This is a genomic window from Protofrankia sp. Cj3, assembly GCF_917627355.1.
Lineage (GTDB): Bacteria > Actinomycetota > Actinomycetes > Frankiales > Frankiaceae > Protofrankia.
Genome location: NZ_CAKJTR010000041.1, coordinates 1 through 21,830, shown reverse-complemented (window position 1 = coordinate 21,830; position 21,830 = coordinate 1). Strand labels below are relative to the sequence as shown.

19 protein-coding genes are annotated in these 21,830 nt (G+C 69.1%); 16 read left to right on the top strand and 3 right to left on the bottom strand.

Features of this window, described 5'->3' with window-relative positions; translation table 11 throughout:
• The first annotated feature begins 525 nt into the window (after nucleotides 1-525).
• From MJ783_RS08055 to MJ783_RS08030, 6 genes are all read left to right on the top strand, one after another.
• Nucleotides 526-1,863, top strand: a complete 1,338-nt coding sequence (locus MJ783_RS08055; protein ID WP_239309700.1) for an alkaline phosphatase PhoX — start codon at nucleotides 526-528, stop codon at nucleotides 1,861-1,863.
• Nucleotides 1,864-1,956: 93 nt separating this feature from the next.
• Nucleotides 1,957-2,709, top strand: a complete 753-nt coding sequence (locus MJ783_RS08050; RefSeq protein WP_239309668.1) for an NUDIX hydrolase — start codon at nucleotides 1,957-1,959, stop codon at nucleotides 2,707-2,709.
• Nucleotides 2,710-2,824: 115 nt separating this feature from the next.
• Complete coding sequence (locus tag MJ783_RS08045; RefSeq protein WP_239309666.1) at nucleotides 2,825-3,103, top strand: PadR family transcriptional regulator; 279 nt, start codon at nucleotides 2,825-2,827, stop codon at nucleotides 3,101-3,103.
• A complete protein-coding gene (locus MJ783_RS08040; protein WP_239309664.1) occupies nucleotides 3,100-4,263 on the top strand; it encodes a hypothetical protein in 1,164 nt (387 codons plus the stop codon). The genes MJ783_RS08045 and MJ783_RS08040 overlap by 4 nt, the downstream gene beginning before the upstream one ends.
• Nucleotides 4,264-4,468: 205 nt before the next feature.
• A complete protein-coding gene (locus MJ783_RS08035; protein WP_239309662.1) occupies nucleotides 4,469-5,080 on the top strand; it encodes a TetR/AcrR family transcriptional regulator in 612 nt (203 codons plus the stop codon).
• A 398-nt stretch (nucleotides 5,081-5,478) separates the two neighbouring features.
• On the top strand, nucleotides 5,479-7,110 hold the full coding sequence (locus MJ783_RS08030) for an FAD-binding protein (protein WP_239309661.1): 1,632 nt from the start codon (nucleotides 5,479-5,481) through the stop codon (nucleotides 7,108-7,110).
• Nucleotides 7,111-7,215: 105 nt separating this feature from the next.
• Here MJ783_RS08030 and MJ783_RS08025 read toward each other — a convergent pair whose 3' ends face one another.
• On the bottom strand, nucleotides 7,216-7,791 hold the full coding sequence (locus tag MJ783_RS08025) for a helix-turn-helix transcriptional regulator (RefSeq protein WP_308194830.1): 576 nt from the start codon (nucleotides 7,789-7,791) through the stop codon (nucleotides 7,216-7,218).
• A gap of 145 nt (nucleotides 7,792-7,936) precedes the next feature.
• On the opposite strand from MJ783_RS08025, the gene MJ783_RS08020 reads away from it, so the two are divergent.
• Nucleotides 7,937-8,842: an SDR family NAD(P)-dependent oxidoreductase gene (locus MJ783_RS08020; RefSeq protein WP_239309659.1), complete on the top strand. Its 906-nt coding sequence runs from the start codon at nucleotides 7,937-7,939 to the stop codon at nucleotides 8,840-8,842.
• Between the two features lie 42 nt (nucleotides 8,843-8,884).
• Here the strand turns inward: MJ783_RS08020 and MJ783_RS08015 are convergent, their stop codons facing one another.
• The gene (locus tag MJ783_RS08015) at nucleotides 8,885-9,076 is read right to left on the bottom strand and encodes a hypothetical protein (RefSeq protein ID WP_239309657.1); all 192 of its coding nucleotides are present in this window, start codon (nucleotides 9,074-9,076) and stop codon (nucleotides 8,885-8,887) included.
• A gap of 11 nt (nucleotides 9,077-9,087) precedes the next feature.
• Here MJ783_RS08015 and MJ783_RS08010 point away from each other — a divergent pair, with 11 nt between their 5' ends.
• The 7 genes from MJ783_RS08010 (at nucleotide 9,088) to MJ783_RS07975 (ending at nucleotide 16,080) form a co-directional block, all read left to right on the top strand.
• A complete protein-coding gene (locus MJ783_RS08010) occupies nucleotides 9,088-10,047 on the top strand; it encodes a beta-ketoacyl-ACP synthase III (protein ID WP_239309655.1) in 960 nt (319 codons plus the stop codon).
• Nucleotides 10,048-10,079: 32 nt separating this feature from the next.
• The gene (locus MJ783_RS08005; protein ID WP_239309653.1) at nucleotides 10,080-10,349 is read left to right on the top strand and encodes an acyl carrier protein; all 270 of its coding nucleotides are present in this window, start codon (nucleotides 10,080-10,082) and stop codon (nucleotides 10,347-10,349) included.
• A gap of 50 nt (nucleotides 10,350-10,399) precedes the next feature.
• Nucleotides 10,400-11,356 carry an oxidoreductase gene (locus tag MJ783_RS08000; protein ID WP_239309651.1) on the top strand — a complete coding sequence of 319 codons (957 nt, stop codon included), beginning with the start codon at nucleotides 10,400-10,402 and terminating at the stop codon, nucleotides 11,354-11,356.
• Between the two features lie 23 nt (nucleotides 11,357-11,379).
• Nucleotides 11,380-12,762 carry an FAD-dependent oxidoreductase gene (locus tag MJ783_RS07995; RefSeq protein ID WP_239309649.1) on the top strand — a complete coding sequence of 461 codons (1,383 nt, stop codon included), beginning with the start codon at nucleotides 11,380-11,382 and terminating at the stop codon, nucleotides 12,760-12,762.
• A gap of 92 nt (nucleotides 12,763-12,854) precedes the next feature.
• Nucleotides 12,855-13,808 carry an enoyl-CoA hydratase/isomerase family protein gene (locus tag MJ783_RS07990; protein ID WP_239309647.1) on the top strand — a complete coding sequence of 318 codons (954 nt, stop codon included), beginning with the start codon at nucleotides 12,855-12,857 and terminating at the stop codon, nucleotides 13,806-13,808.
• A 77-nt stretch (nucleotides 13,809-13,885) separates the two neighbouring features.
• Entirely contained in the window at nucleotides 13,886-15,232 is a 1,347-nt protein-coding gene (locus MJ783_RS07980; protein WP_255720534.1) for an NAD(P)/FAD-dependent oxidoreductase, read from the top strand.
• Nucleotides 15,229-16,080, top strand: a complete 852-nt coding sequence (locus MJ783_RS07975; protein WP_239309646.1) for an SDR family oxidoreductase — start codon at nucleotides 15,229-15,231, stop codon at nucleotides 16,078-16,080. The genes MJ783_RS07980 and MJ783_RS07975 overlap by 4 nt, the downstream gene beginning before the upstream one ends.
• A 49-nt stretch (nucleotides 16,081-16,129) precedes the next feature.
• Here the strand turns inward: MJ783_RS07975 and MJ783_RS07970 are convergent, their stop codons facing one another.
• Nucleotides 16,130-17,695: a GMC oxidoreductase gene (locus tag MJ783_RS07970; protein WP_239309644.1), complete on the bottom strand. Its 1,566-nt coding sequence runs from the start codon at nucleotides 17,693-17,695 to the stop codon at nucleotides 16,130-16,132.
• Between the two features lie 666 nt (nucleotides 17,696-18,361).
• Between MJ783_RS07970 and MJ783_RS07965 the strand changes: the two genes are divergently transcribed.
• Both MJ783_RS07965 and MJ783_RS07960 read left to right on the top strand, forming a co-directional pair.
• Complete coding sequence (locus MJ783_RS07965) at nucleotides 18,362-20,152, top strand: fatty acyl-AMP ligase (RefSeq protein ID WP_239309642.1); 1,791 nt, start codon at nucleotides 18,362-18,364, stop codon at nucleotides 20,150-20,152.
• The coding region (locus MJ783_RS07960) for a beta-ketoacyl synthase N-terminal-like domain-containing protein (RefSeq protein WP_239309640.1) at nucleotides 20,149-21,830 on the top strand (1,682 nt) is incomplete at its 3' end. The genes MJ783_RS07965 and MJ783_RS07960, both read left to right, overlap by 4 nt.

Here is a 21,830-nt window from a genome sequence, read left to right as displayed (position 1 = left end):
CGCGAAACGCCTCGGCGGGTAACAGTGTTGCGCGTCAGCATGGCACGGGCCGGGCGCGGTTGAACATACCTGATGCCGCAGCGCCCCGGCGGCGACGAGCCGGTCGTCGCAGCCGCCGAACTCGAGTCGATCGGCCCACGCGGCGCATGGCGTAGCCTGCACGGAAGAGGTGCACTACCGCGGCCGACCGCGCCGACGGGCCGTTCGGGCAGGTGACGGCGATGGCCCCGGGCGACGTGATGCAGATCGGCTCGACACCGCTGGGCTCCGACCCGGTCCGTTTCCAGACCGATCCGCCAGCCTGCTACCGGGCCTCCTGGCAGCTACCCGGACCGGGCTTTCACTGGCAGGCGACAACGAGCTTACGATAGAATGACCAACTGCTTACATGGCGTCATCTCCTGTCTTGCCGGATATACGAACAGCCGAGGCTAGTAGTCGCCTGCCGTTCCATCCTGTGTCGCTTCGTGGCCATGTCAGCCTGCCAGCGTGCGGATTCGGCATTCCAAGGAGGGACACATGCCCATATCTGTCAGTCGTCGTCAGGCGATCGTCGGTACTGGAACGGCGAGCCTCGGATTCGTCCTGTCGGGAGCGGTTGGCTCGGTCTTCAGCGGGACCGCGTCGGCCGCCGAACCATTCCACTTCCACGGCTACGGGGAACTCGTCCCCGACCCGGCGAAGATTGTCGATCTTCCCGCGGGATTCACCTACACAGTTGTCTCCCGCGCCGGCATGGACACGCTGCCGACCGGGGAGAAGCTGCCGGGCGCGCCGGATGGCACATTCGCCTTCCCTGGCAAGAAGAACAACCACAGCATTCTGGTTCGCAACCACGAGCTTTCCCCGGGCGCCGTGAACCCGGTACCGCACCTGTCAGGACTGGAATACGACCCGGGCGCGGCCGGCGGAACCACCACGGTCGTTCTCGACGGCGACAAGCTGATCTCACAGGTAGCGAGCCTCGCTGGTACGGTCCGCAACTGCGCCGGCGGCAACACCCCGTGGGGGACCTGGCTGTCGTGTGAGGAGACCGAGCTGACCCCGGCATCCAACGCACTCCTGACCAAGAAACACGGCTACGTCTTCGAGGTCGACCCCTACGGGCGCCTGCACGACACCGAGGCCGTCCCGCTGAAGGCGCTCGGGCGTTACCCGCACGAAGCGATCGCCGTCGATCCCAAGACCGGCATTCTTTACCTCACCGAAGACGCGGGCTCGCCGTACGGGCTGCTTTACCGCTTCCTGCCGGCCAAGCCGCTGGGAGGCCCGGGAAGCCTTCGGGCCGGCGGGAAGCTGCAGGCACTCAAGGCCGCCGGCGCGTTCGATCTTTCCGTGTTCACCGAGCTCGGCACCACGCTCGCGGTGACCTGGGTGGACGTACCGGACCCGGACGCGACAACCACGTCGGTCCGCAAGCAGTTCGCCGACGGGGCGGTCACCCACGTACCCAAGGCCGAGGGAATCTTCTGGGACCGGACCCGGGCCTACATCGTCTCCAGCTACGCCAAGGCCGGGTCCGCGGCTGCCGGTGTGCACGAGGGCCAGGTCTGGGAGTTCAACCCACGCAAGTCCACGATCGAGCTGGTGGTCCGGATTGCTCCGGGCGGTCGCTTCGATGGTCCCGACAACATCACCGTTTCGCCCTACGGCGGTACGATCATCCTGTGCGAAGACGGTGACGGGGAGAACTACCTGATCGTCGTGGGCGATGACGGCACCCCGTACCCATTGGCGCGGAACGCCGTCAGCGACAGCGAATGGGCCGGCGCGACCTTCTCCCCGGATAGCAAGTGGCTGTATGCCAACATCCAGGGCGACGGCCTGACTGTCGCGATCACCGGCCCATGGCGGCGCAAGTAGTTAAGAGCGCCCGGCAACAGGAGCGTAGATCAAGGAACGGGGCTGGGGTACGTAGATCGCGAGATGCGAGGAGGAAGTCACCGGAGGTGCTGGGTGGCGACCGACGACAACGCGGCGAGGTGCGTACCCCAGCCCCGCGACGCCGCGTCCCCTATTGCCGGGCGCTCTGAGTTCGAGGCAGGGCCGCGGTACTTCGGCTTCGAGCTGACGCCGTCGGGCAGGCCGGCACGGGCACGGCGTTGGCAGACTGCCTCGGCCGCGGCCGGGTCGTCGAGGCTCGTGTCGTCCCACGACGCGGGGCAGAATAGGAAACCGCTTGTGACCGCCGAGAGAACGGACCGCCGACCAACACCCGGCACACGCGCGGGACCGGTCACGCTGACGTGTCTGGGAGCGTCCACCGAGCCGCCCTTCGACGCGGTGACCAGCGCCGCGGTGGTCGCGGTGACCAGCGATGGCTTGCTCGTGGCCGCTGACCTGGCCCGGGGGCTGGACATCCCCGGCGGTCATGTGCAACAGCACGAGAAAACGATCGAACAGACCGTACGCCGCGAGGCATGGGAAGAGGTACGGGTCAGGCTCGGCAAGCTCACCCTGGTCGAGGTCATTGAGTCCGACTACTTCGGTGCCGACGACGTGACCTACATGGTGATCTACACCGCGCCGGTCACACGGCTCGCCCCCTGGGAAGCGGGCCACGAGTCAGCCGGCCGCGTGATCCTACCGCCCGAGGAGTTCCTCCAGCGGTATCACGGTGGGGATCCAGCACTCATGCGGCATCTGGTGAGCTCCGCTCTCACCGTCCCCGGTACACCGTCCGGGCACCCGTCGGTCCCGGTTCCGTGAGGGGAGGGCACGGTGGACTCCGCGCGTCCCATGCTGAGTACTGGCCGTTCAAACTCTATCTAGATAGAGTTACGGAATGACTCGACCCCGACGTCTCTCTCCGCAAACCGTGGCCGTGCTGCAAGCACTGATCGCACAACCCGCGGTGTGGCGGTACGGCTATGAGCTCGGGCAGCAGGTCGGTCTCAAAGCCGGCTCGCTGTACCCGATCCTGATCCGCCTCACCGACCGGGAGCTGCTGGAAGCCTGCTGGGAACAGCGGCCGGACGATTCCGGCGGGCGTCCGCCCCGCCACCTCTACCGCCTCACCGGCGCCGGTCGGGAGCTGGCGAGCAGCCTCGCCCCGGCGCCAGCCGCGCGGCACGCCCACGGCGACCTGCGGACCGCGTGGTGACCGGCGGCCGGCAGCCGGCGGGCTGGTACCTCGACCTCGTGGTCAAATTACTACCGTCCGCACGCCACGACTGGGGATGCGCGATGCGGGCCGAACTGTCCGCCATCGACAGTCCCTCCGAACGCTGGCATTTCGCCCTGGGCTGTACCCGGGCCGCCCTGCTACAGATTGTGAGGACCCGCGCGGTCTGGCATCCGGTGGCCACCACTGCCGCGGTGTGTCTCGTGGTGATCAGTGAGATCGCGTCCGCGCACGTGATCGGTCAGATCATCCCCGGGGTGCTCGTCCTGGCGCTGCTGGCCTGGCTCGGCGACCGCCCGGGGCTCTTTGGCCCGGTACGACCGGAACGGGCGGCACGGGTGGTGCGTGCCGGCGGGTACGCCCTGGTGGGGTCGTGCCTGTTGGTCCTTGCGGTACAAGGTGGCATATCTGGGCTCCTGCGGCCGGGCCCCAAGGCGGTACCGATAGTCATGCTCGCGCTGACGCTCTACGCGGGGAGCTTCCTGGCAGTGACCGCCCACGCCGCCTGCTTCGGTAGCGCGGGCCTGGCGGCCGGGGCCGGCGCGGGGCTTGTCGCGGGGCTGGCGGCGTTCGCGGTGATGCCCTTCGAGCGGGATGGTCCGCCACTGGCCGCAGCTCTTCCCTGGCACGGCAGTTGGCTGGTGCCGCTCGTCTTCGGTGCGCCCGCCGCCGCCGCGCTGCGGGCCACCGGACGCACCCGCCGCGCGGAGCAGGGCGTCATGGCGGCGCTCTGCGCGGGAATCTTCGCCGCCCTGCTTGTCGCGCTGCTCGGACTAAGCGCGATCACGTTCTTCCCCGACCGGATACCCGACATCGTCGGCGGCGTGATCTACCCTGGCGCCAGCGCCGCCGAACGGCACGCCGACAACGTCACCGAAGCCCTCGACCCCTACCTCGGGCTGCTGGTTTTCGGTGCGCTGCTCGCCGCGGTCCTGTGGGTGATGGCCCGCCCGCCCAGCCGAGCCGGGACGAGGGGCGTGGCGCTGGCCCTGCTCGGTCTCCCGCCAGTCGCCCTCGGGCTGTCCGCCCGAGACTTCCCCGGGGCGATGGCCATCGCCACAGCCACCGCCACCGTGGTTTGCAGCGGTCTGTTCATGACGGGACGTCATCCACTCTCGCCCACGCGCGCCGAAACATAACGCTTCGAGCGGTTCACCGCACTGTCCGTGTCCAGTTTGATCGCCAACGGCACCATGTCTTGAATGGCGACCCCTCGAGGACAGTCGAGCGGGAGGCTCAGAGCCATCCCCACCCAGGTAGCGGTTCTCGCCGTTCGGCGGTGCCGATCCGGGGCCGCCAACTTTGTCGAGACAACACATCCCGACAAATGCTACAGTCCTCCGTATGAAAGACGTTGCCGGCCCGGCCCGGCCGCATACCGGCCGGCGCCGCAATGAGCAGGCCCGCCAAGCCGTCCTCGATGCGGTCTGGACGCTGCTCAGCCGGCCCGATCGACCGCCGCTGACCATGGAGGGCATCGCCGTCGCCGCTGGCGTCGGCCGACAGACGATCTACCGCTGGTGGCCGTCCAAGGGCGCTATCGTGCTGGAAACCCTGGCCGAACGCGCCCGCACCGACGTTCCTCAGCCCGACACCGGCACCCTGCTTGGCGATCTGGAGACCTTCCTGTCCGCTACTTTCGCCCGTGGGGCCGACCCGACCGCCGCCGCGCTGCTGCGCCACATCATGGCTGAAGCCCAGCAGGACCCGGCCGTCGCCGATACTCTGCACCGCTTCACCTCCGCCCGGCGCGACGTACTGCGCGCGATCCTCGCCCAAGGCCGCGACCGCGGCGAGCTGCCCACCAGAGCCGACCTGGACCTCGGGGTCGACATCGCCTACGGCGTTTACTGGTACGCGCTCCTGCTCGGCCACGTGCCACTCACGTCTGAAGCCGCCCACGCACTGGCCCGGGCCGTCCTTGCCGCTCTGACCGCACCTGTGTCGTCGCCGTGAATGCCGGCAGCCGTGACCCGCCCAGCCAGGCTGACCACCAGCTTTTCCTTCAACCGCAAACCGCAAACCGTGAATCATTTTTCCGGCCAGCCCGGCGGTACCCCAGGCTGCCAATAAACCGATCCTTTGCTGCCGCTTTTCGGGCGGTTTGAACTCGTTCACCGGTCCCCGCCGGAGCCTATTCATCGAACTGGCCGCGCTGTTGCGCGCACTTTCCCGGCAACGAGGCTGGTAGAAGCAGCACCATCAAAAACCACAGCCGCCTCCCGTCGAGGCGACGTATGCGTGCCAGCGCTGCCGAAACCGGGTTTTCTCGAGAAACACAAAACTCATGGGAACTGACACTTCCAGTTACGAACCTGCAGTTACGAACCTGTCCAGATGTGGAGGCGACGGAAATGGGTGAGGTCAGCCGACGGGGAATACTTATCGGTGGCACGGCGGTGGCTGTCGGGGCCGCCACGCCAGCCATAGCGGCCCAGGCGAATACCACGCCGGCCGACAGCACGGCCGGCTCCGGGTACGTGGTCACCCCGGCAGTGTCAGTCACGGCATCCGATGCCCGATACCCGGAGCTGGTCCGGGGAATCAACCAGCGGTGGGTCGCGGCCCCGGACGCCGTCCGCCTGGTCCGCTCGACCGCGCAGGTCGTCCAGGCCGTGCAGGAGGCGGTCGACGCCGGCAAACGGCTGTCGGTTCGCAGCGGCGGCCACTGTTACGCCGACTTCGTCAGCAACCCCGACACCAAAATTTTGCTTGACCTGTCCGGAATGTCCTGTGTCTCGTTCGACCCTCAGCGCGCCGCGTTCCGGATAGAGGCCGGCGCCCAGCTCGGGCACATCTACGAGCTGCTCTACCGCGACTGGGGGGTGACGATTCCGGGTGGGGTGTGCCCGACGGTCGGCATCGGCGGGCACGCCAGCGGCGGCGGCTTCGGCCTGCTGAGCCGGAAGTTCGGCCTGGTCGCCGACCACATCGACGCTGTCGAGATGGTGGTTGTCGGCAGCGACGGCAAGGCACGCGTGGTCATCGCCTCGCGCGGCTCAGCCGACCCCAACAACGACCTGTGGTGGGCCACCACCGGGGGCGGTGGCGGGAACTTCGGCGTGGTGACCCGCTTCTGGTTCCGGTCCGCATCGGCGACCGGGACCGACCCCGGTGCGGCCCTGCCACGTCCGCCGGCCCGGGTGCTGCTCAGCTCCGTGCCGGTGCCGTGGAGCGCCCTGAGCCAGGCTTCGTTCACCACGCTGGTGCGCAACTTCGGCCGTTGGCACGAGCAGAACAGCGCGCCGAGCTCGCCGTACACATCGCTGGCTGGGATCATGTTCATCCGCCAGGGCCCGACCGGCGGCATCCAGCTCGTCACCCAGCTCGACGGGACACTGAGCAACGCCGGCCAGCTGCTGGCCGACTACCGGGCCGCGCTGCTCGACGGCAGTGGCATCACCGTGCCCTTCCCAGCCAGGCCGGTGGCCTGGCTGGCATCGACCAGGCTGGTCGGCACCAGCAACCCGGCCCTGCTGTACGACCCGACCCTGCGCAGCGCGGTGAAGTCGGCCTACCTGCGCACGTCCTTCACCGACGATCAGATCGCGGCGATCTACATCAACATGACGCGCACGGACTACACGAACGCGAACGCGACGCTGCAGCTCTCCGGCTCCGGTGGGCAGATCAACGCGATGGCACCAGCCGCGACGGCGACCGCCCACCGGAACGCGGTGGTCTACGCCCTGTTCGAAAATTTCTGGATCAGCCCGGCCGAGGACACCATCCACATCGCCTGGTTACGCGACCTCTACAGCCAGACGTTCGCCGCCACCGGCGGCTATCCGATCCCGAACGAGCAGACCGACGGCTGTTACATCAACAATCCCGACCCGGATATCATCGACCCGGCAATCAACACCTCCGGGGTGCCATTTTCAACCCTTTACTACAAAGATAACTACACGCGGCTGCGACGGGTGAAGGGCCACTGGGACCCGACCAACGTCTTCCGGCATTCCCAGTCGATCGCGCTGCCCTGATCCGCTGAGTCCCGGGGGCATGTGCGGACGAGCGGCCCGGCGGCGTTCATGCCGTCACGGATCGCCTGAATATACACCGCGAAGCAGCCTCTGAAAAGCAAGCCCTCAGCGGTTCGTCTCGATGCCGTCTTCTGGATCTGGCTGGGCGGGCGGAACCCGCGCGGCCCAGTCAGACCAGTCGGCCAGCGCCTGGTAAAGCCGGATACCTGCTTCTACTGTGACCCGCAGGGACTGGACACGAGCCCCGGTCCCGAATTCGCCGCGGTCCTTCGCCGCGGCATAGCTGGTGTACTTCTCGACGAGCGAGCGGAAGTATTCAGCTTCCCGGTCCAGGTAGGCGCGCAGGTCTTCTGGCTCCATGAGCCAGAAGAAGCAGGAGCGCAGCAACGGCTCCAAGCGCGGGGTATGGTCAACTTCGCCGGCGGTGAGCCAGGCACGCACCTCCTCAAGGCCCTTCGGGGTGATCCGATAGGCCTTGCGCCGCCGCGGCCCCTCGCTCTCGAGCTCGATGAATCCGTCTTCGGCCAGACGGCCCAGTTCCCCGTAGATCGCCGGATGTCTGGCCGGCCAGATGTGGCCGAGCACCTCACCGAAGCGCGCCGTGAGATCGTATCCGCTGGCCGGGGCCTCGGCCAGCAGGCCGAGCAGCGCGTAGTGCAGCGACATAGCCGGACTGTACATGTCAGCCTTGACATGCGGACGCCGTTCGGATGATGATGTGCCGCATGACATGTCATCTCTGACATGTTTACTGTGCGTATGCTTGCCGCACTCCGCCGGAACGCGCGCTGCCCCGGCAGGCGCTGCTCCAGCAGGAAGGTCGAAGATGGCGAGACCCTCAGCACGCGTCGTCGTACTGACCGGCGCGACCGCTGGCATCGGCCGGTCACTGGCCACCCGGCTGGCGGCCGAGGGGTACCGGCTCTTCGCGGTCGGCCGCGATCCGAGCAAGGCCGCGGCACTGCGGTCCGAACTGGCCGGGTCCGGCGCGGCAGCGGAGACGATCGTGGCCGATCTCGCCGCGCCGTCCGGCTGGGATGCAGTCACCGAACGGGTCAGTGCCGGCACCGAGCATATCGACATACTGATCCACAATGCTGGTGTCCTGGTGCCCCGCCACATCCTGACCGATGAGGGCTGGGAACTGAACCTGGCCGTCCATCATCTGGCGCCGTTCGCGCTCACCGCCCGGCTGTGGCCGCTCCTGGTCGCGGGGAGGCCGCCCGGGGCCGGGCCGCAGGACGCCAAGCCCCGGGTGCTCTGCGTCAACAGCGCCGGCCACCACACCAGCCTGGGCGGGCACATCGAGCCGCGTTTCGACTTCACCGATCCGCATCACATGCGCGGCTATGATCCCTTCCTCGCCTACAGCCGATCGAAGCTGGCCAATCTTTACTTTGTCTACGAGCTGGCCCGCCGCCACGGCGATATGGTCACCGTCAACGCGATGCATCCGGGCGTGACCCGCACCGATATTGGCCGGGATTTTCCGCGGGCCTTCGTGCTGGCGGCACTGGCATTCGCGTCGTCGCCGAAACGAGCGGCCCGCGATATTCACCACCTGGCGACCGACCCAACAGTGACCACGAATGGCGCGTACTACGATCAGACGCGCCTGACCCGGTCATCCGGGCCTTCCTACGATACCGACGCCGCCCGCCAGATGTGGGAACTCACCGAACGCATGCTAGCCCGCTTCCTGCCGGATTTATTCTCGTTGTCACCCACATGACAGGCGTCCGTCCCTGGGCGGCTTCGCAGCATCCTGTCAGCCTCAGCACCAGTACAACGGCCACCCTTGTGTGAACACCTCGCCGACGGTCAGCATGACGAACAAATAACCGCCGAAGAAGGGGAAAATATGCGCGGAGAGGATGAGCTTATTTCTCTCGGGGCTTCCGGCGATGACAGTCATGGCTGGGCGGCCCGGCACACAACCGGGCTGGCGTTCACCTATCGTGAGCACACGGATGCCACGTGAGCGTCCGCGTCCGGTCGCCACACGCCCGCATCCTCGGCCTGGGGGATTACCGACCATCACGAGTAGTAACCAATGACGAGCTGGCCGAGACCATCGACACCAGCGACACGTGGATCCGCTCCCGGACCGGGATCGGATCCCGCCATGTCGCGGCGCCAGACGACACCGTCGTGTCCATGGCCGTCGAGGCTGGCAGGAAAGCGCTGGCCGCGAGCCGGCTGAGCGCCGACAGCATCGACGTCGTGATCCTCGCTACCTGTTCGATCCCACGGGCGATCCCGGGTGGTGCGTCCATGGTCGCGGAGCTGCTGGGCTGCGCGTCACCAGCGGCGTTCGACCTCAACTCCGCCTGTTCTGGCTTCTGCCACGGGCTGGAGGTGGCGGCCAGCCTGGTCTGCCGCGGGTCTGCCCGCCATGTGCTGGTCGTCGGGTCAGAGCGGTTCACCGCCGACTGGATCGACTGGGAGGACCGGGGCGTCTGCGTCCTGTTCGGCGACGGCGCCGGCGCGGCCACGGTTGGCCCCTCGAGCGAACCCGACATCGGCCCAGTTGTGTGGGGCAGCGACGGTTCGGGCGCCCGGTTCATCGCCGTACCCGACGGTGACTGGGCCATCCGGATGGACGGCCGCAACGTCTACCGGTGGGCCATGACCCACGTCGCCCCGCTGGCCCGCCACGTGTGCGATGAGGCCGGCGTCCGCCCGGCGGACCTCGCCGCGATCGTTCCCCATCAGGCCAACCTGCGCATTGTCGAGGCGGTCGCGCGCACAGTCGCCTCGCACGGCGCCGTCGTGGCCACCGATGTCGTGGACACCGGCAACACGTCGGCGGCATCGGTGCCGCTTGCCCTGTCGCGGCTCGTCCGCGAGCAGCAGGTCAGCTCCGGTGACCTGGTACTTCTGCTGGCCTTCGGCGCCGGCCTGAGCTGGGCCGGCCAGGTCGTCCGGATGCCCTGACCGTTCATTCACCTTCTTGCGGAGGCAGAGAAATGTCCACCAACGACGCTCTCATTCTGCTGCGATCGGTCGTCCGTGAAATCGCCCAGGTCGACATCGACGGGCTGGCGCGCACGACCACCTTCACCGAGCTCGACATCGACTCCCTGACGGTCGTGGAGATTACGACCGCCATGGAGGAGTCACTCGGTGCCAAGATTCCCGCCGACGTGTTCGCCGAACTCGCTACTATTGGTGAACTCGAAGAGCAAGTGGTGCGCATGGCCGGTGGGCCGGAGGCGGCTATGTCCCCGTCAACGTAGGAAAGCGGTTGCTCCAGAGCGAGTGACCGCGACAGTCCAGGGAGAAAACAATGGCGAACCAAGGCGGCAAGCTCCGCATCCAGAAGAAGTGGAGCGAAGACGCGATCGTCGACCAGAGCGGTCGGACAGCGATCGTGACCGGCGCGAATGGTGGTCTGGGTTTCATCACCGCACGCGAGCTGGCCAGGGCGGGCGCCCAGGTCCTGCTGGCCTGCCGCGACATCAGCCGCGGCGAGGCCGCGGCCGCCGAGATTCGGGCCGCCGCACCCGGCGGCCAGGTCCAGGCGCGGACGCTGGACCTGGCTGACCTCGGTTCGGTGCGCAAATTCGCCGCCGATTTCGGCCGGGAGAACACGCGGCTCGACCTGCTGATCAACAACGCTGGTGTGATGGCGACGCCGAAGCGGACGACCGCCGACGGCTTCGAGCTCCAGCTCGGCACCAACCACCTCGGCCACTTCGCGCTCACCGGCTTGCTGCTGCCCAATCTGCTGGCCGCCTCCGATCCGCGCGTCGTCACCGTGAGCAGCACTCTGCACGCCTACGGGAAAATCACCTTTGACGACCTGCAGCGGGAGCGCCGCTACCGGCGCTATGGCGCCTACTTCCAGGCCAAGCTGGCCAACCTGCTGTTCGCCTTCGAACTCGATCGCCGGGCTGGGGGCACGCTGCGCAGCGTCGCCGCCCACCCCGGCTACGCGGCGACCAACCTCCAGCTGGCCGGGCTCAAGGGCCCGGTACGGACGGGCATGGCCGTCAGTAACAAGGCATTCGCGGTCAGCCCGCGGATGGGCGCGCTGCCGATTCTGTGCGCGGCGACACTGCCCGACCTGCCCGGCGGTGCCTTCGTCGGGCCGAGCAAGCTGATGGGCTACCGGGGCTACCCGGGAGCGGCCAAGGCCAGCAAGCGGGCACGCGATACCGAGGTCGCCGCCCACCTGTGGGACGTCTCCGAGGCAGCCACCGGCGTCCATTACGCGCTGGCCACCGACCAGGCGCGGGCTTAGCGGCCATGGGTGGCGAGGCGACGATGCGCGGGGCCGGGATCCCCGACGAAGCGGACGTGGTGGTGGTCGGGGCCGGTCTGGCCGGCTTGATGGCCGGCCGGGTGGCGCTGCGGGCTGGCCTGGCACCGGTGGTTCTGGAGGCCCGCGGCCGGGTCGGCGGCCGGGTCGTGAGCGAGCCGAGCGGCCACGGCTCCTGCGTCGTCGAGATGGGTGGGCAGTGGCTGGCTGGCCGCAACAAGCGGGCCCGCGCGCTGGCCGCCAGCGCCGGGATCGAGCTGTTCGAGACCTATAGCCAGGGCAACGACCTGCTGGAGGTCTCCGGGGAGGTCCGGCGGCAGCGACGCAAGGTGCCTCCGTTGCGGCCGGCCGCGCTGCTCGACGTGGGACTGGCCCGGTTCCGGCTCGACCGCGAGGCGCGCCGGGTCCCGGCCGCCGCGCCCTGGGACGCGGCCCAGGCCGAGAAATGGTCGCGGATGACGGTCGGGGCCTGGCTTGACCGGGCGGTCCACACCACGGAGGGCCGTTCGGTTCTGCGCACCGCCATCGCTACGGTCTGGGGGGCTGAGCCGCATCAGCTCACGATGCTGCAGGCGCTCGCCCACATCGGCGCGGCCGGCAGCTTCGACGCGACCACAGCCAACGACCTTGCCTTCCGGGTCGTTGGCGGGGCGCAGCGGCTGTCCGATCACCTCGCCACGGAGCTGGGTGACCGGCTGCTGTGCGATCGCCCGGTCACGACCGTCCGCGACGATGGGACCGGGGTCGACGTCGAGGCGGGCGGCGCCCGGATCCGGGCGCGACGGGTGATCGTCGCTGTTCCGCCCGCGCTGGTCGGGCAGATTCGGTTCGACCCGCCGTTGCCCGCCGCGCGCCACCAGGCGATCGCGAGTCTGCCGATGGCCCACGTCATCAAGGTCGCGGCCGTCTATGACAGGCCGTTCTGGCGGGACGAGGGCCTGTCCGGCCGGGCTCTGAGTACGCAGGGACCGGTGACCGGCACCTTCGACAACTCGCCGCCGTCCGGACGCCCCGGTGTGCTGGTCGGCTTCGTGCCGGGCGATCGGGCCCGGGCCCTGGCGGCCCGGCCGGCGGACGAGCGGCGGGAGAAGGTACTGGCCTCCTTCACACGGCTGTTCGGGCCGCTGGCCGCCCGGCCCCGCCAGTACCTGGAGAAGGACTGGGCGGCCGAGGAGTGGACCCGCGGCTGCTACTTCGGTATCGCCACCCCCGGTTCCTTGACCGGCCCGATACGCGGGCTACGGGAACCGACCGGCCGGATCCACTGGGCCGGGGCCGAGACCGCCCTGGACAACTACGGCGGGATGGACGGGGCGCTGTCCTCCGGTGAGCGGGCCGCCGGGGAGGTGGTGACAGCGCTGTCGGCTGTCCTGGACAAGCTCGTGTAACGCCGGCCGGCCGACATCGGCGGGTGCTGTGCGCGTGGCATCGCCGGCCGCTCCCGCGAACAGGCTCTGCCCCCACAGAAATGAGGACCGCGATGAGCTTTGTGGAGACCGAGAGGGATGGCGCGGTTCTCACCGTGCGGTTCAACAACCCACCCTTCAACCTGATCACCACCTCCGCGATGGGTGAGCTGAGCGCTGTGCTCGAGGCGGCCCGGCACGATCCGACGGTGCGGGCAGTCGTGCTGGCCAGCGCGGTACCTAACACCTTCATCGGGCATTACGACCTGGGGGAGGTCCTCGCTGTCGCTGACGGGCTCAGCCTGCCGGTGACGCCACGCACCGCCTACCCGGCGCTGTGGCTGGTCGCCGGCCTGCTGCGGACACCCGGCCTGCGCGGTCTGGTGGGGCGCACCCCGGCCGCCGGTGTCGCCGCGCTCCTCGGTTTCCACGAGGTCGTGCGCCGGATGCGCGACAGCGACACGGTGTTCGTCGCCGCGATCGACGGCTCCGCGCTTGGGGGCGGTTTTGAGCTGGCGCTGGCCTGCGATATCCGGATCGTCGGCGACGGGCCATACCGGATGGGGCTGCACGAGGGCCTGTTCGGGCTGATTCCTGGCGGGGGCGGCAGCCAGATCATCGCTCGCGCCATCGGCCCGGCGAAGGCGGTTGAGTTCCTTCTCGAAGGCTGTCTGGTTGACCCGCGGGCGGCGGTCGAGATCGGCATCGCCCACCACCGTGTCGAGAGCAAGGAGGTCGCGGAGCTGGCCCACCAGACCGCCACCCGTCTCGCGGCCCGCTCGTCGATGGCGGTGCGGGCGGCCAAACAGGCCGTCTACGTCGGTGGTTCGGTCAGCCTGCGCCGTGGGATGGCCATGGAACGGGCCCGTTTCCTGGCGCTGGTCAGCCGCAAGCCCGCCCAGGACGCCATGCGTCACTACGCGCGCCAGCTGGCGCGCCACCAGGAGAGCGGCAAGGACCTGGCGGAATTCACCCGCGACCAGCTCCCGGCCTGGCGGGCTGGGGTCGCGGCCGATTGTGCCGGTTGAACCGACCCGCCTGAACCAGCCAACGGGCGAGGCTCGGCCCGCCCACCCACCGCATCCATTCCCCGGAGGAGACCATCGTGGGCGCGAGAAAGACAGGCGAGGCCCAGCGGGTCGCCGTCGTCGGCAGCGGAATCTCCGGTCTCTCGGCCGCGCTACGGCTTGAGCAGGCTGGGCACGACGTCGAGCTGATCGAACGTGATCCGGTGCTCGGCGGCCGGTTCGGCGTCGGCAAGCTCGGCGACAAACAGGTGATGATGGGCGGGAAGAACATCGGGCGCAAGTACAGCGCGTTCCGCTCGTTCACCGCGGCCCTGGGCAGTTACCCGTGGGAGCCGTTCGGCATCAACCAGTCGTTCATGAAGGACGACGAGGTGCTCACCATCGACAGCACCCGGCGCGGCTCCAGCTTGAACAACATCCGTCGGATGGCGACCCCGCGCGACCTGGCCCGGCTCGGCCTGCTCGCGGCCCGGATCCGGCTCGATGACACCAACCGTTTCCTCGGCTCCAGCTACTTCACCGCGTTGTCCAGCAGCCACGACCACGTGCCGCTGTCCGGCCACTTCAGCCCGAAGGTCACCAAGACGCTGCTGCGGCCGATCACCGTCCGGATGAACGGGGCGGAACCAGACGAGGTCTACCTGGGTACTTTCGGCACCAACCTGTCCCTGCTGATGGACACCTACGACCAGCTCACCGGCGGCATCCAGCCGGCTCTGGAGGCGCTGTCCCGCCGGGTCACGGTCCGGCTCGGCACGACGGTCGAAGGCCTGGTCATGCGCGACGGCGCGGCCGTGGGGCTGCGGCTGTCCACGGACGGGGTGGACAGCGAGCGCTCCTACGACGGCATCGTCATCGCGACCCCGGCGTACGCGACGGCCGACATCGTGCTGTCGGAGATGCCGTGGCTGTCCAAACGGCTGTCGGAGGTACGTTACTTCGGCTCGTCGGTCGTCCTGGTCGAGTACGACCGGCCGATCTTCACCCCTGAGGTGCGGGCGCTTGCCATCAACGACAACGGCCCGTGCAGTAACGCCGGGTCCTACGCCATGGAGTCACGCCACATCGTCCGCTACACCTACAGCGGCCGACCGGGCCGGATCGGCGATCAGGAGCAGGCAACCCTGGACGACTGGGTGGGGGAGACCGAGGAACGTCTCGTCCGCTATCTGGGGGCCAGCCGAGCCAAGCGGGTCACCACCGGCGGGCGGACCTGGAACGCGGCCTATTGCGCTTACCTGCCTTTCCATGGCGAGTTCCTCCGTGAGGTCGCTCAGGCCGTGGCCGGCGTTCCCGGCTTGGAGCTGGCTGGCGACTACCTGTTGGGGGTCTCGCTGGAGTCGTGCTGCCGCTCCGGACGTAACGCCGGTGACCGGATGATCGAGGCGATCGGCGCGCCGATCCCGGTCCGGACCGGGCGATGAGCGGCTCACCCGATGAGTACCGGCCGTTCAGCGGCGGGGGGACCCCGGCTCGGCCGTGGGCCGTGGTGACAGGGGCTTCGTCTGGCATCGGCGAGGCGCTGGCCCGAGGCTTGGCCGCCCACGGACATCCGGTGTGGCTCGTGGCCCGCCGTGGCGACGTGCTGGAGCGCCTCGCCAAGGAGCTGCGGGCCGCACACGGTGTCGATATCGAGATCAGCGTGTGCGACCTGGCTGACCGGGGCCAACGGGCCCGGCTGCGCGACGCGCTGGCCGCCGTGCCGGTGGCGGTGCTGTGCAACAATGCTGGCTTCCCGACCTGCGGTGTGCTCACGGCGAACGACCCTGCCCGGGAGATCGAGGAAGTCGAGGTCAACGTGGCCGCCGTCCACGACCTCACCATGGCCGTTCTACCCGGCATGCTCGAGCGGCGCTCCGGGGCCATTCTGTTCACCGGGTCGACGGCTGGTGTCCAGCCGGTCCCGACCGCGGCCACGTACGCGGCGTCGAAGGCGTTCGTGAACTCGTTCGCCGAGGCGCTGCACGAGGAGATGGCCGGCACCGGCGTGACCTGTACGTTGCTGGCTCCCGGGCCGGTGCGCAGCGAGTTCTCCGCCGTCGGGGGCATCGGTGACATCGAATCGACCCGCTGGTTTGCCTGGAAGACACCGGAACGGGTGGCGGGGGAGGCGCTGGCTGGGCTGAAGGACGCGCGCCGGGTGGTAGTGCCCGGGGCCGCGGCGAAGTCGCAGGCGTTCTTCGGCCGTTACCTGCCCCGCCCGGTCGCGTTCTGGGTGATGCGTGCGGCCGTGCTGCCAACCCTGCGGTCGTCGCGGCGTACAACGTCGTGACGGGAGCGCAGCGGGAGGGGAGAGCCCCGGCTGGGGCTCTCCCCTACGATCAGAAGCCGGCTGCGATGATATTGTCTAACGCTCGTTCGGCCAGCGCCGCGATCGTGAAGCTGGGGTTCGCACCGCCGACGTTGCCCGGGATGACCGAGGCATCGATCGCGTACAAGCCCTTGTATCCCTTGACCCGGCCGTAAAGGTCGGTGGCCTTGCCGAGTTCGCATCCGCCGAGCGGGTGCGCGGTGATTCCGGTGGGAGCCGGCGGCCCCTGTCCGGCGATGCCCTTGTCGACGAGCATCTGGTTGAACGCGATCGGCGCGGCTTCGGCCGGGACATTCTTGGACGCGTCCCAATCAGCCAGGTTCACCTGCGCGGTTGCCCGGTCGTATGTCCACGTGCCGCGGTTATCCATATCGACCGCGACGCTGAACTGAGCAAGGTTCGGGGTTCCATTGAAATTGATCAGCCACCAGTTCTCGACCCGCACCGGGATTCCGAAGTTCCCGTCGAGGAACGTCGTGGACACGCATGGCGCGGCCTGGGTGGCGCCGGTCGGGCCGGAGAAGCCCCGGAAGGTGAACGCGTCACCGTTGGTGCCCCAGTTCGAACCGATCGCGGCGGACAGGTTCGGCAGCGCTCCCGTCTCCCGGGCCGCGACCAGCAGCCGGGTGGTGTTAATCGAACCAGCGGCCAGGAACAGCAGGTCGGTGGTCAGTTCACGGGTGCTGACGACGCTGCCGTCGGTGGCGAGCTGGCGTACCTCGACCGCGTACCCGCCGCCCTTGCACGAGCGGATTCCGGTGACCTCGGTAAGCGGGTTGATCTGTACATTACCGGTACTCACCGCAGCCGGCAGGTAGTTCTGCGTTGTGTCATTTTTGGCGCCGTCACTGTTACCGAAACTTGATTCACCGACAGTAGCCGACGGGCGCAGCTTCCCAGCAAGCTCGCCCCGTACCTTGTCCCAGTTGAAGTCGGTCATCACCGGGGTGGTAGGGAAGCCGGCCGCTCGCATCTGGTCGTCGTATGCCCGGGCATGGGTGAACGGGTCCGAGCGGTAGATATCGTCGGGCACCGTCTGCGTATTGAGCATCCTGCGCACCCGCGGGTAATAGACGCGGTCGAGTTCGCTGTAGGAAACGCCGGCCGGGAACAGCGCCTCGAAGTACTTGCGCGGCGGCTGCACGGTGCACCCCGCGTAGACCACCGAGCCGCCGCCGACCGCGGCCGCGCAGGCCATTTCGATCCCGTTGGCCACCACAATCTGCATGAGCCCGGGCACGCGGTCGATCGGCGTCTCCGGGACCCCTGGCCAGATCATCGTGTCCTGGAACCAGAACATGGAACTCGACGGGTTCAGTTCGGTGCTGAACACAGCTTCGGTTGGGCTATAGCGGTAACGCTGCCCGCGTTCCAGGACCAGCGTGCGGATCCCGGCCTGGCCCAGCCGCAACGCGGCCACCGAGCCGCTGAACCCGGACCCGATGACGATGGCCCGCCGTCCGCTCACGTTGCTGTCGGCGAATGCCGACGGATTGCCGATGACCGCGGTGGTGGCGGCCGTGACACCACCACCAACCGCGAGTCCGAGTAGTCTCCTGCGATCTATGACAGTCATACGCTGGACTCCATCCATTGCGCGGAACGGATAATTCTCCTTTGCTCCGGAGCTGGAGTCCGCACTGCCCGGCGGTGACGCGCACCTTAGTGGTCGCCGCCGGAAGTTCACCCAGGGCCTGCCGGCGCCAGCCAGCGCCTCGCGACGCATCCGCCTGGCATCCGACATACCCCGAGCAACGTCCAGCGGCGACCACTGAGGCCCCCCCAGTTCCGAAAGAGTGATCCGCCCTGTGCACACCAGTGCGGGATACGAACATCTTTTTCTTTGCGGAACGAGCAGAAGATACCAATCACTGGTACGCGGCAAAAGTCGCTGGTCTGTCACATTGACGACCCGGTACTAGCATTATCGCTACCCGGCTAGGCATTTAAGCCGAGCGGCATTAATCATGGTAACGCCGGTACTAGGAAAAACACGATGAAGACTGTCTGGCAACTCACCGAGGGTTGACCGCGGCGTTCTTCCCGGTTATGTTTGTGACCGGGTTGTGATCGAAGTCCGTGCGTTGGTCGTGTATTTCTGGCACGGGCACTCGGGACCGGCCCGCTACTTTCCCAGCCATCGACGCCGCGGCGCGGTCACTACCCCGCGTTCACTGCTGCCGGAAACGCCCGCCGGCTCGATACTGCCCGTACCGCACGGCGTCTGTCCAAGGAGCTGAATGTGCGTTCCTCGCCGCGGCCGACGACGATCGCCGCGCTACTGACCGAACACGCGCGGGAACGGGGATCAAAAACCTTCTGCACCGTCCTTCCCGACGGCCGACAGGAAGGCGTCTCGATTACCTACGAGCGCCTCGCGGCGGCCGCCCGCACGCTCGCGGCCCGCCTGCTGGACGTCTGCGCCCCGGGCGACCGGGCGCTCATCCTCGAAAACGACATCGCTGACTACATCGTCGCCTTCATGGCCTGCCAGCATGCCGGGGTGGTGGCCGTGCCGTTGGCGGTCCCCACGCCCGTGGGGTCGGCGCGCCGGATAGCCACGCTTCGGGCCATCGCCCGCGACTGCGCGGCGACGGCCGTGCTCACCGGCGGCCGGGGTGACCTGCGTGCACAGATCACTCGGTTCGCCCCCGAGCTGGATGCGCCGCGGTGGCTCGGCATCGGGCCCGACGTGTGGATGGCCGGACCGGGCGTCGAGGCCGCCCGGCAGGCCGTCCCGCCCCGGCCCGATGACCTGTCCTTCCTGCAGTACACATCGGGCTCCACCTCGACGCCGAAGGGCGTCATGGTCACCCATGAGGCGCTGCTGCGCAACGCCCGGGTGCAGGCGGACGGTATGGGCCTCGGCGCCGACGACGTGATCGTGTCCTGGTTGCCGTTGTTCCACGACATGGGTCTGATCGGCAAAGTGCTCCAGACGTTCTACCTGGGCGCCTCGGCCGTCCTCATGCCATCGCTGGTATTCGTGCAGCGGCCGGTCCGCTGGCTGACCGCTATCACCCGTTACCGGGGTACCGTTGCCGGCGCCCCGAACTTCGGCTATGACCTGTGCGTCCGGCGGGTCCCGCCGGATGAACGGGCCGAGCTGGACCTGACGAGCTGGCGGGTCGCGTTCAACGGCGCTGAGCCGGTCCGACCGGCGACCCTTGACGCGTTCGCGGCGGCCTATCGGCCCCACGGATTCGACCCGAAGGCCCTGCGCGCCGCCTACGGCCTCGCCGAGAACGTCCTGATCACCACCGTGTCGACGGCCGGCGCCCAGCCGCGGATGCTGCGGGTCGACCGAGCGGCGCTGGCCGCCGGGCGGCTGGTACCGGGTGGGAGCCAGACGATCGTGGGGGTCGGCGCGCCGACCGGGGAGCGCCGGGTAGAGATCGTCGACCCTGACACCGGCCAGCCGCGCGCGTCGGGCCGTGTCGGCGAGGTCTGGGTCGGCGGCCCGGACCTCGCCGGCGGATATTGGGGGCGGCCCGAGGAGAGCGAGCGTACCTTCGCGGCCCGGCTCGTCTCTGACGGTAACCAGCCGTTCCTGCGCACCGGCGACCTGGGCGTGCTGTACGACGGCGAGCTGTTCATCACTGGCCGGCTCAAGGACCTGGTCATCGTGGGCGGCCGCAACCACTATCCCCAGGATCTGGAGGCCACTGTCGAGGCCGCCCACCCATGGATCCGGGGTGGCGGCGGATGCGCCGCGTTCGCCGTCACCCACGATGACGGCGACGGCGGGGAGAAGCTGGTGATCGTGGCCGAAATGGCCCGGCCGGCCGGCGCCTGGGCGGGTGCAGCGGCCAGCACCGTGCCGACGCTGGCCGAGATCACGCGGGCCGTCCGGGCATCGGTCGCCGCCGAACATGGGATCAACGTCGACGACCTGGTGCTCGTCGCGCCGGGCGCGGTGCCGCGGACGTCCAGTGGGAAGGTCCGCCGCCGGGCCTGCCGCGACGCCTACCTGGCCGGCGAACTGACGCCTGCCCGGCTGCCGGTGGCCGAGCCGGCGGGGAGGGCACAGTGACCGGCATCGACGCGATCGCCGCCTGGCTCCTCGCCCGGATCGCCGAAGTGACCGGGGCCGAGCCGGACACGATCGACAGCGACATCGAGTTCATCGCCCTCGGGCTGACGTCGATGCAGGCGGTGGAACTATCCGACGACCTCCAGCGCCACATCGGCCGGCCGCTGTCACCCACGCTGGCCTACGACTACCCGACAATCGGCGCGGCCGCGGCCTTCGTGGCCGGCCTGGCCAGCGATGCCGGCGAGGCAGGCGAGGTAGGCGGGGGATGGGTGACCGGGACCGGCGGCCCCGAGCCGGTCGCGATCGTCGGGATCGGCTGCCGGGTCCCGGGCGCCGCCGGCCCGGAGGCGTACTGGCGGCTGCTGACCGGCGGCGTCGACGCGGTCGGCCACGTCCCGCCCGCCCGCTGGGACGCGGCCGCGCTGTACCACCCGGACCCGGCCACCGCCGGCAAGATGAACACCCGCTGGGGGGGTTTCCTCGACGACGTCGAGGGCTTCGACGCCGAGTTCTTCGGCATCGCCGCGCGCGAGGCGTCGCGGATGGACCCCCAGCAGCGGATCGCGCTGGAGGTGGCCTGGGAGGCCCTCGAAGACGCCGGGGTCGCACCGAGCGGGCTGGCCGGGTCGAGCACCGGTGTCTACCTGGGTGCCTCCACGTTCGACCACGGTATCGCCATGTTCAGCACCCTCGACGGCGCCGAGCCCTACGACGGGACCGGCGGCGTGCTGAGCATCGTGGCCAACCGCCTCTCGTACTGCCTGAACCTGCGCGGGCCGAGCCTGGTTGTCGACACCGCCTGCTCGTCGTCGCTGGTCGCGGTCTACCTGGCCTGCCAGGCGCTGCGGGCCGGCGAGACCAAGCTGGCGCTGGCCGGTGGGGTCAACGTCATCACCAGTCCGCGGATCGCCCTGAGCTTCAGCCGCGGCGGGCTGATGGCGGCCGACGGCCGGTGCAAGCCGTTCGACCACCGGGCCGACGGCTACGTCCGCGCCGAGGGCGCCGGGGTCGTGGTGCTCAAGACGCTGTCACAGGCGGTCGCCGACGGTGACCGCGTCTACGCGGTGATCCGGGCCGGCGCGCTCAACTCCGACGGCCGTACCAACGGGCTGACCGCGCCCAGCCGGCCAGCCCAAGAGGCGCTGCTGCGCTCGGCCTACACCGCGGCCGGGGTGGACGCGGCGGCGGTCGACTACGTCGAGGCGCACGGCACTGGCACCGCGGTCGGCGACCGGATCGAGCTCGGGGCGCTGGTGGAGGTGCTGCTGGCGGGCCGGCCCGACGGCCGCCCGCTGGTCGTCGGTTCGGCCAAGTCCAACCTCGGCCACCTGGAGGCGGCGGCCGGCATCGCCGGTCTGATCAAGGTAGCGCTGGCCCTGCACCACGGTGAGATCCCGCCGACCGTCCACTTCGAGCGGCCCAGCCCGCTGTCCGGGCTGGACGGCCTGGCCGTGCGGGTCGCGGCCGGCAACGGGCAGCGCTGGCCGGACCGGCCTGGCGGCCGGCCAGCCCGGCTGGCCGGGGTCAGCTCCTTCGGCTTCGGCGGGACCAACTCCCACCTGGTGCTGTCGGGCGCGCCGGCCACGCCACAGCCGCAGCCGGCCGAACCGTCCGGCGACGGCGAGCCGGTGCTGCTGCCGCTGTCGGCCCGGAGCGGACCGGCGCTCGCCAGGCG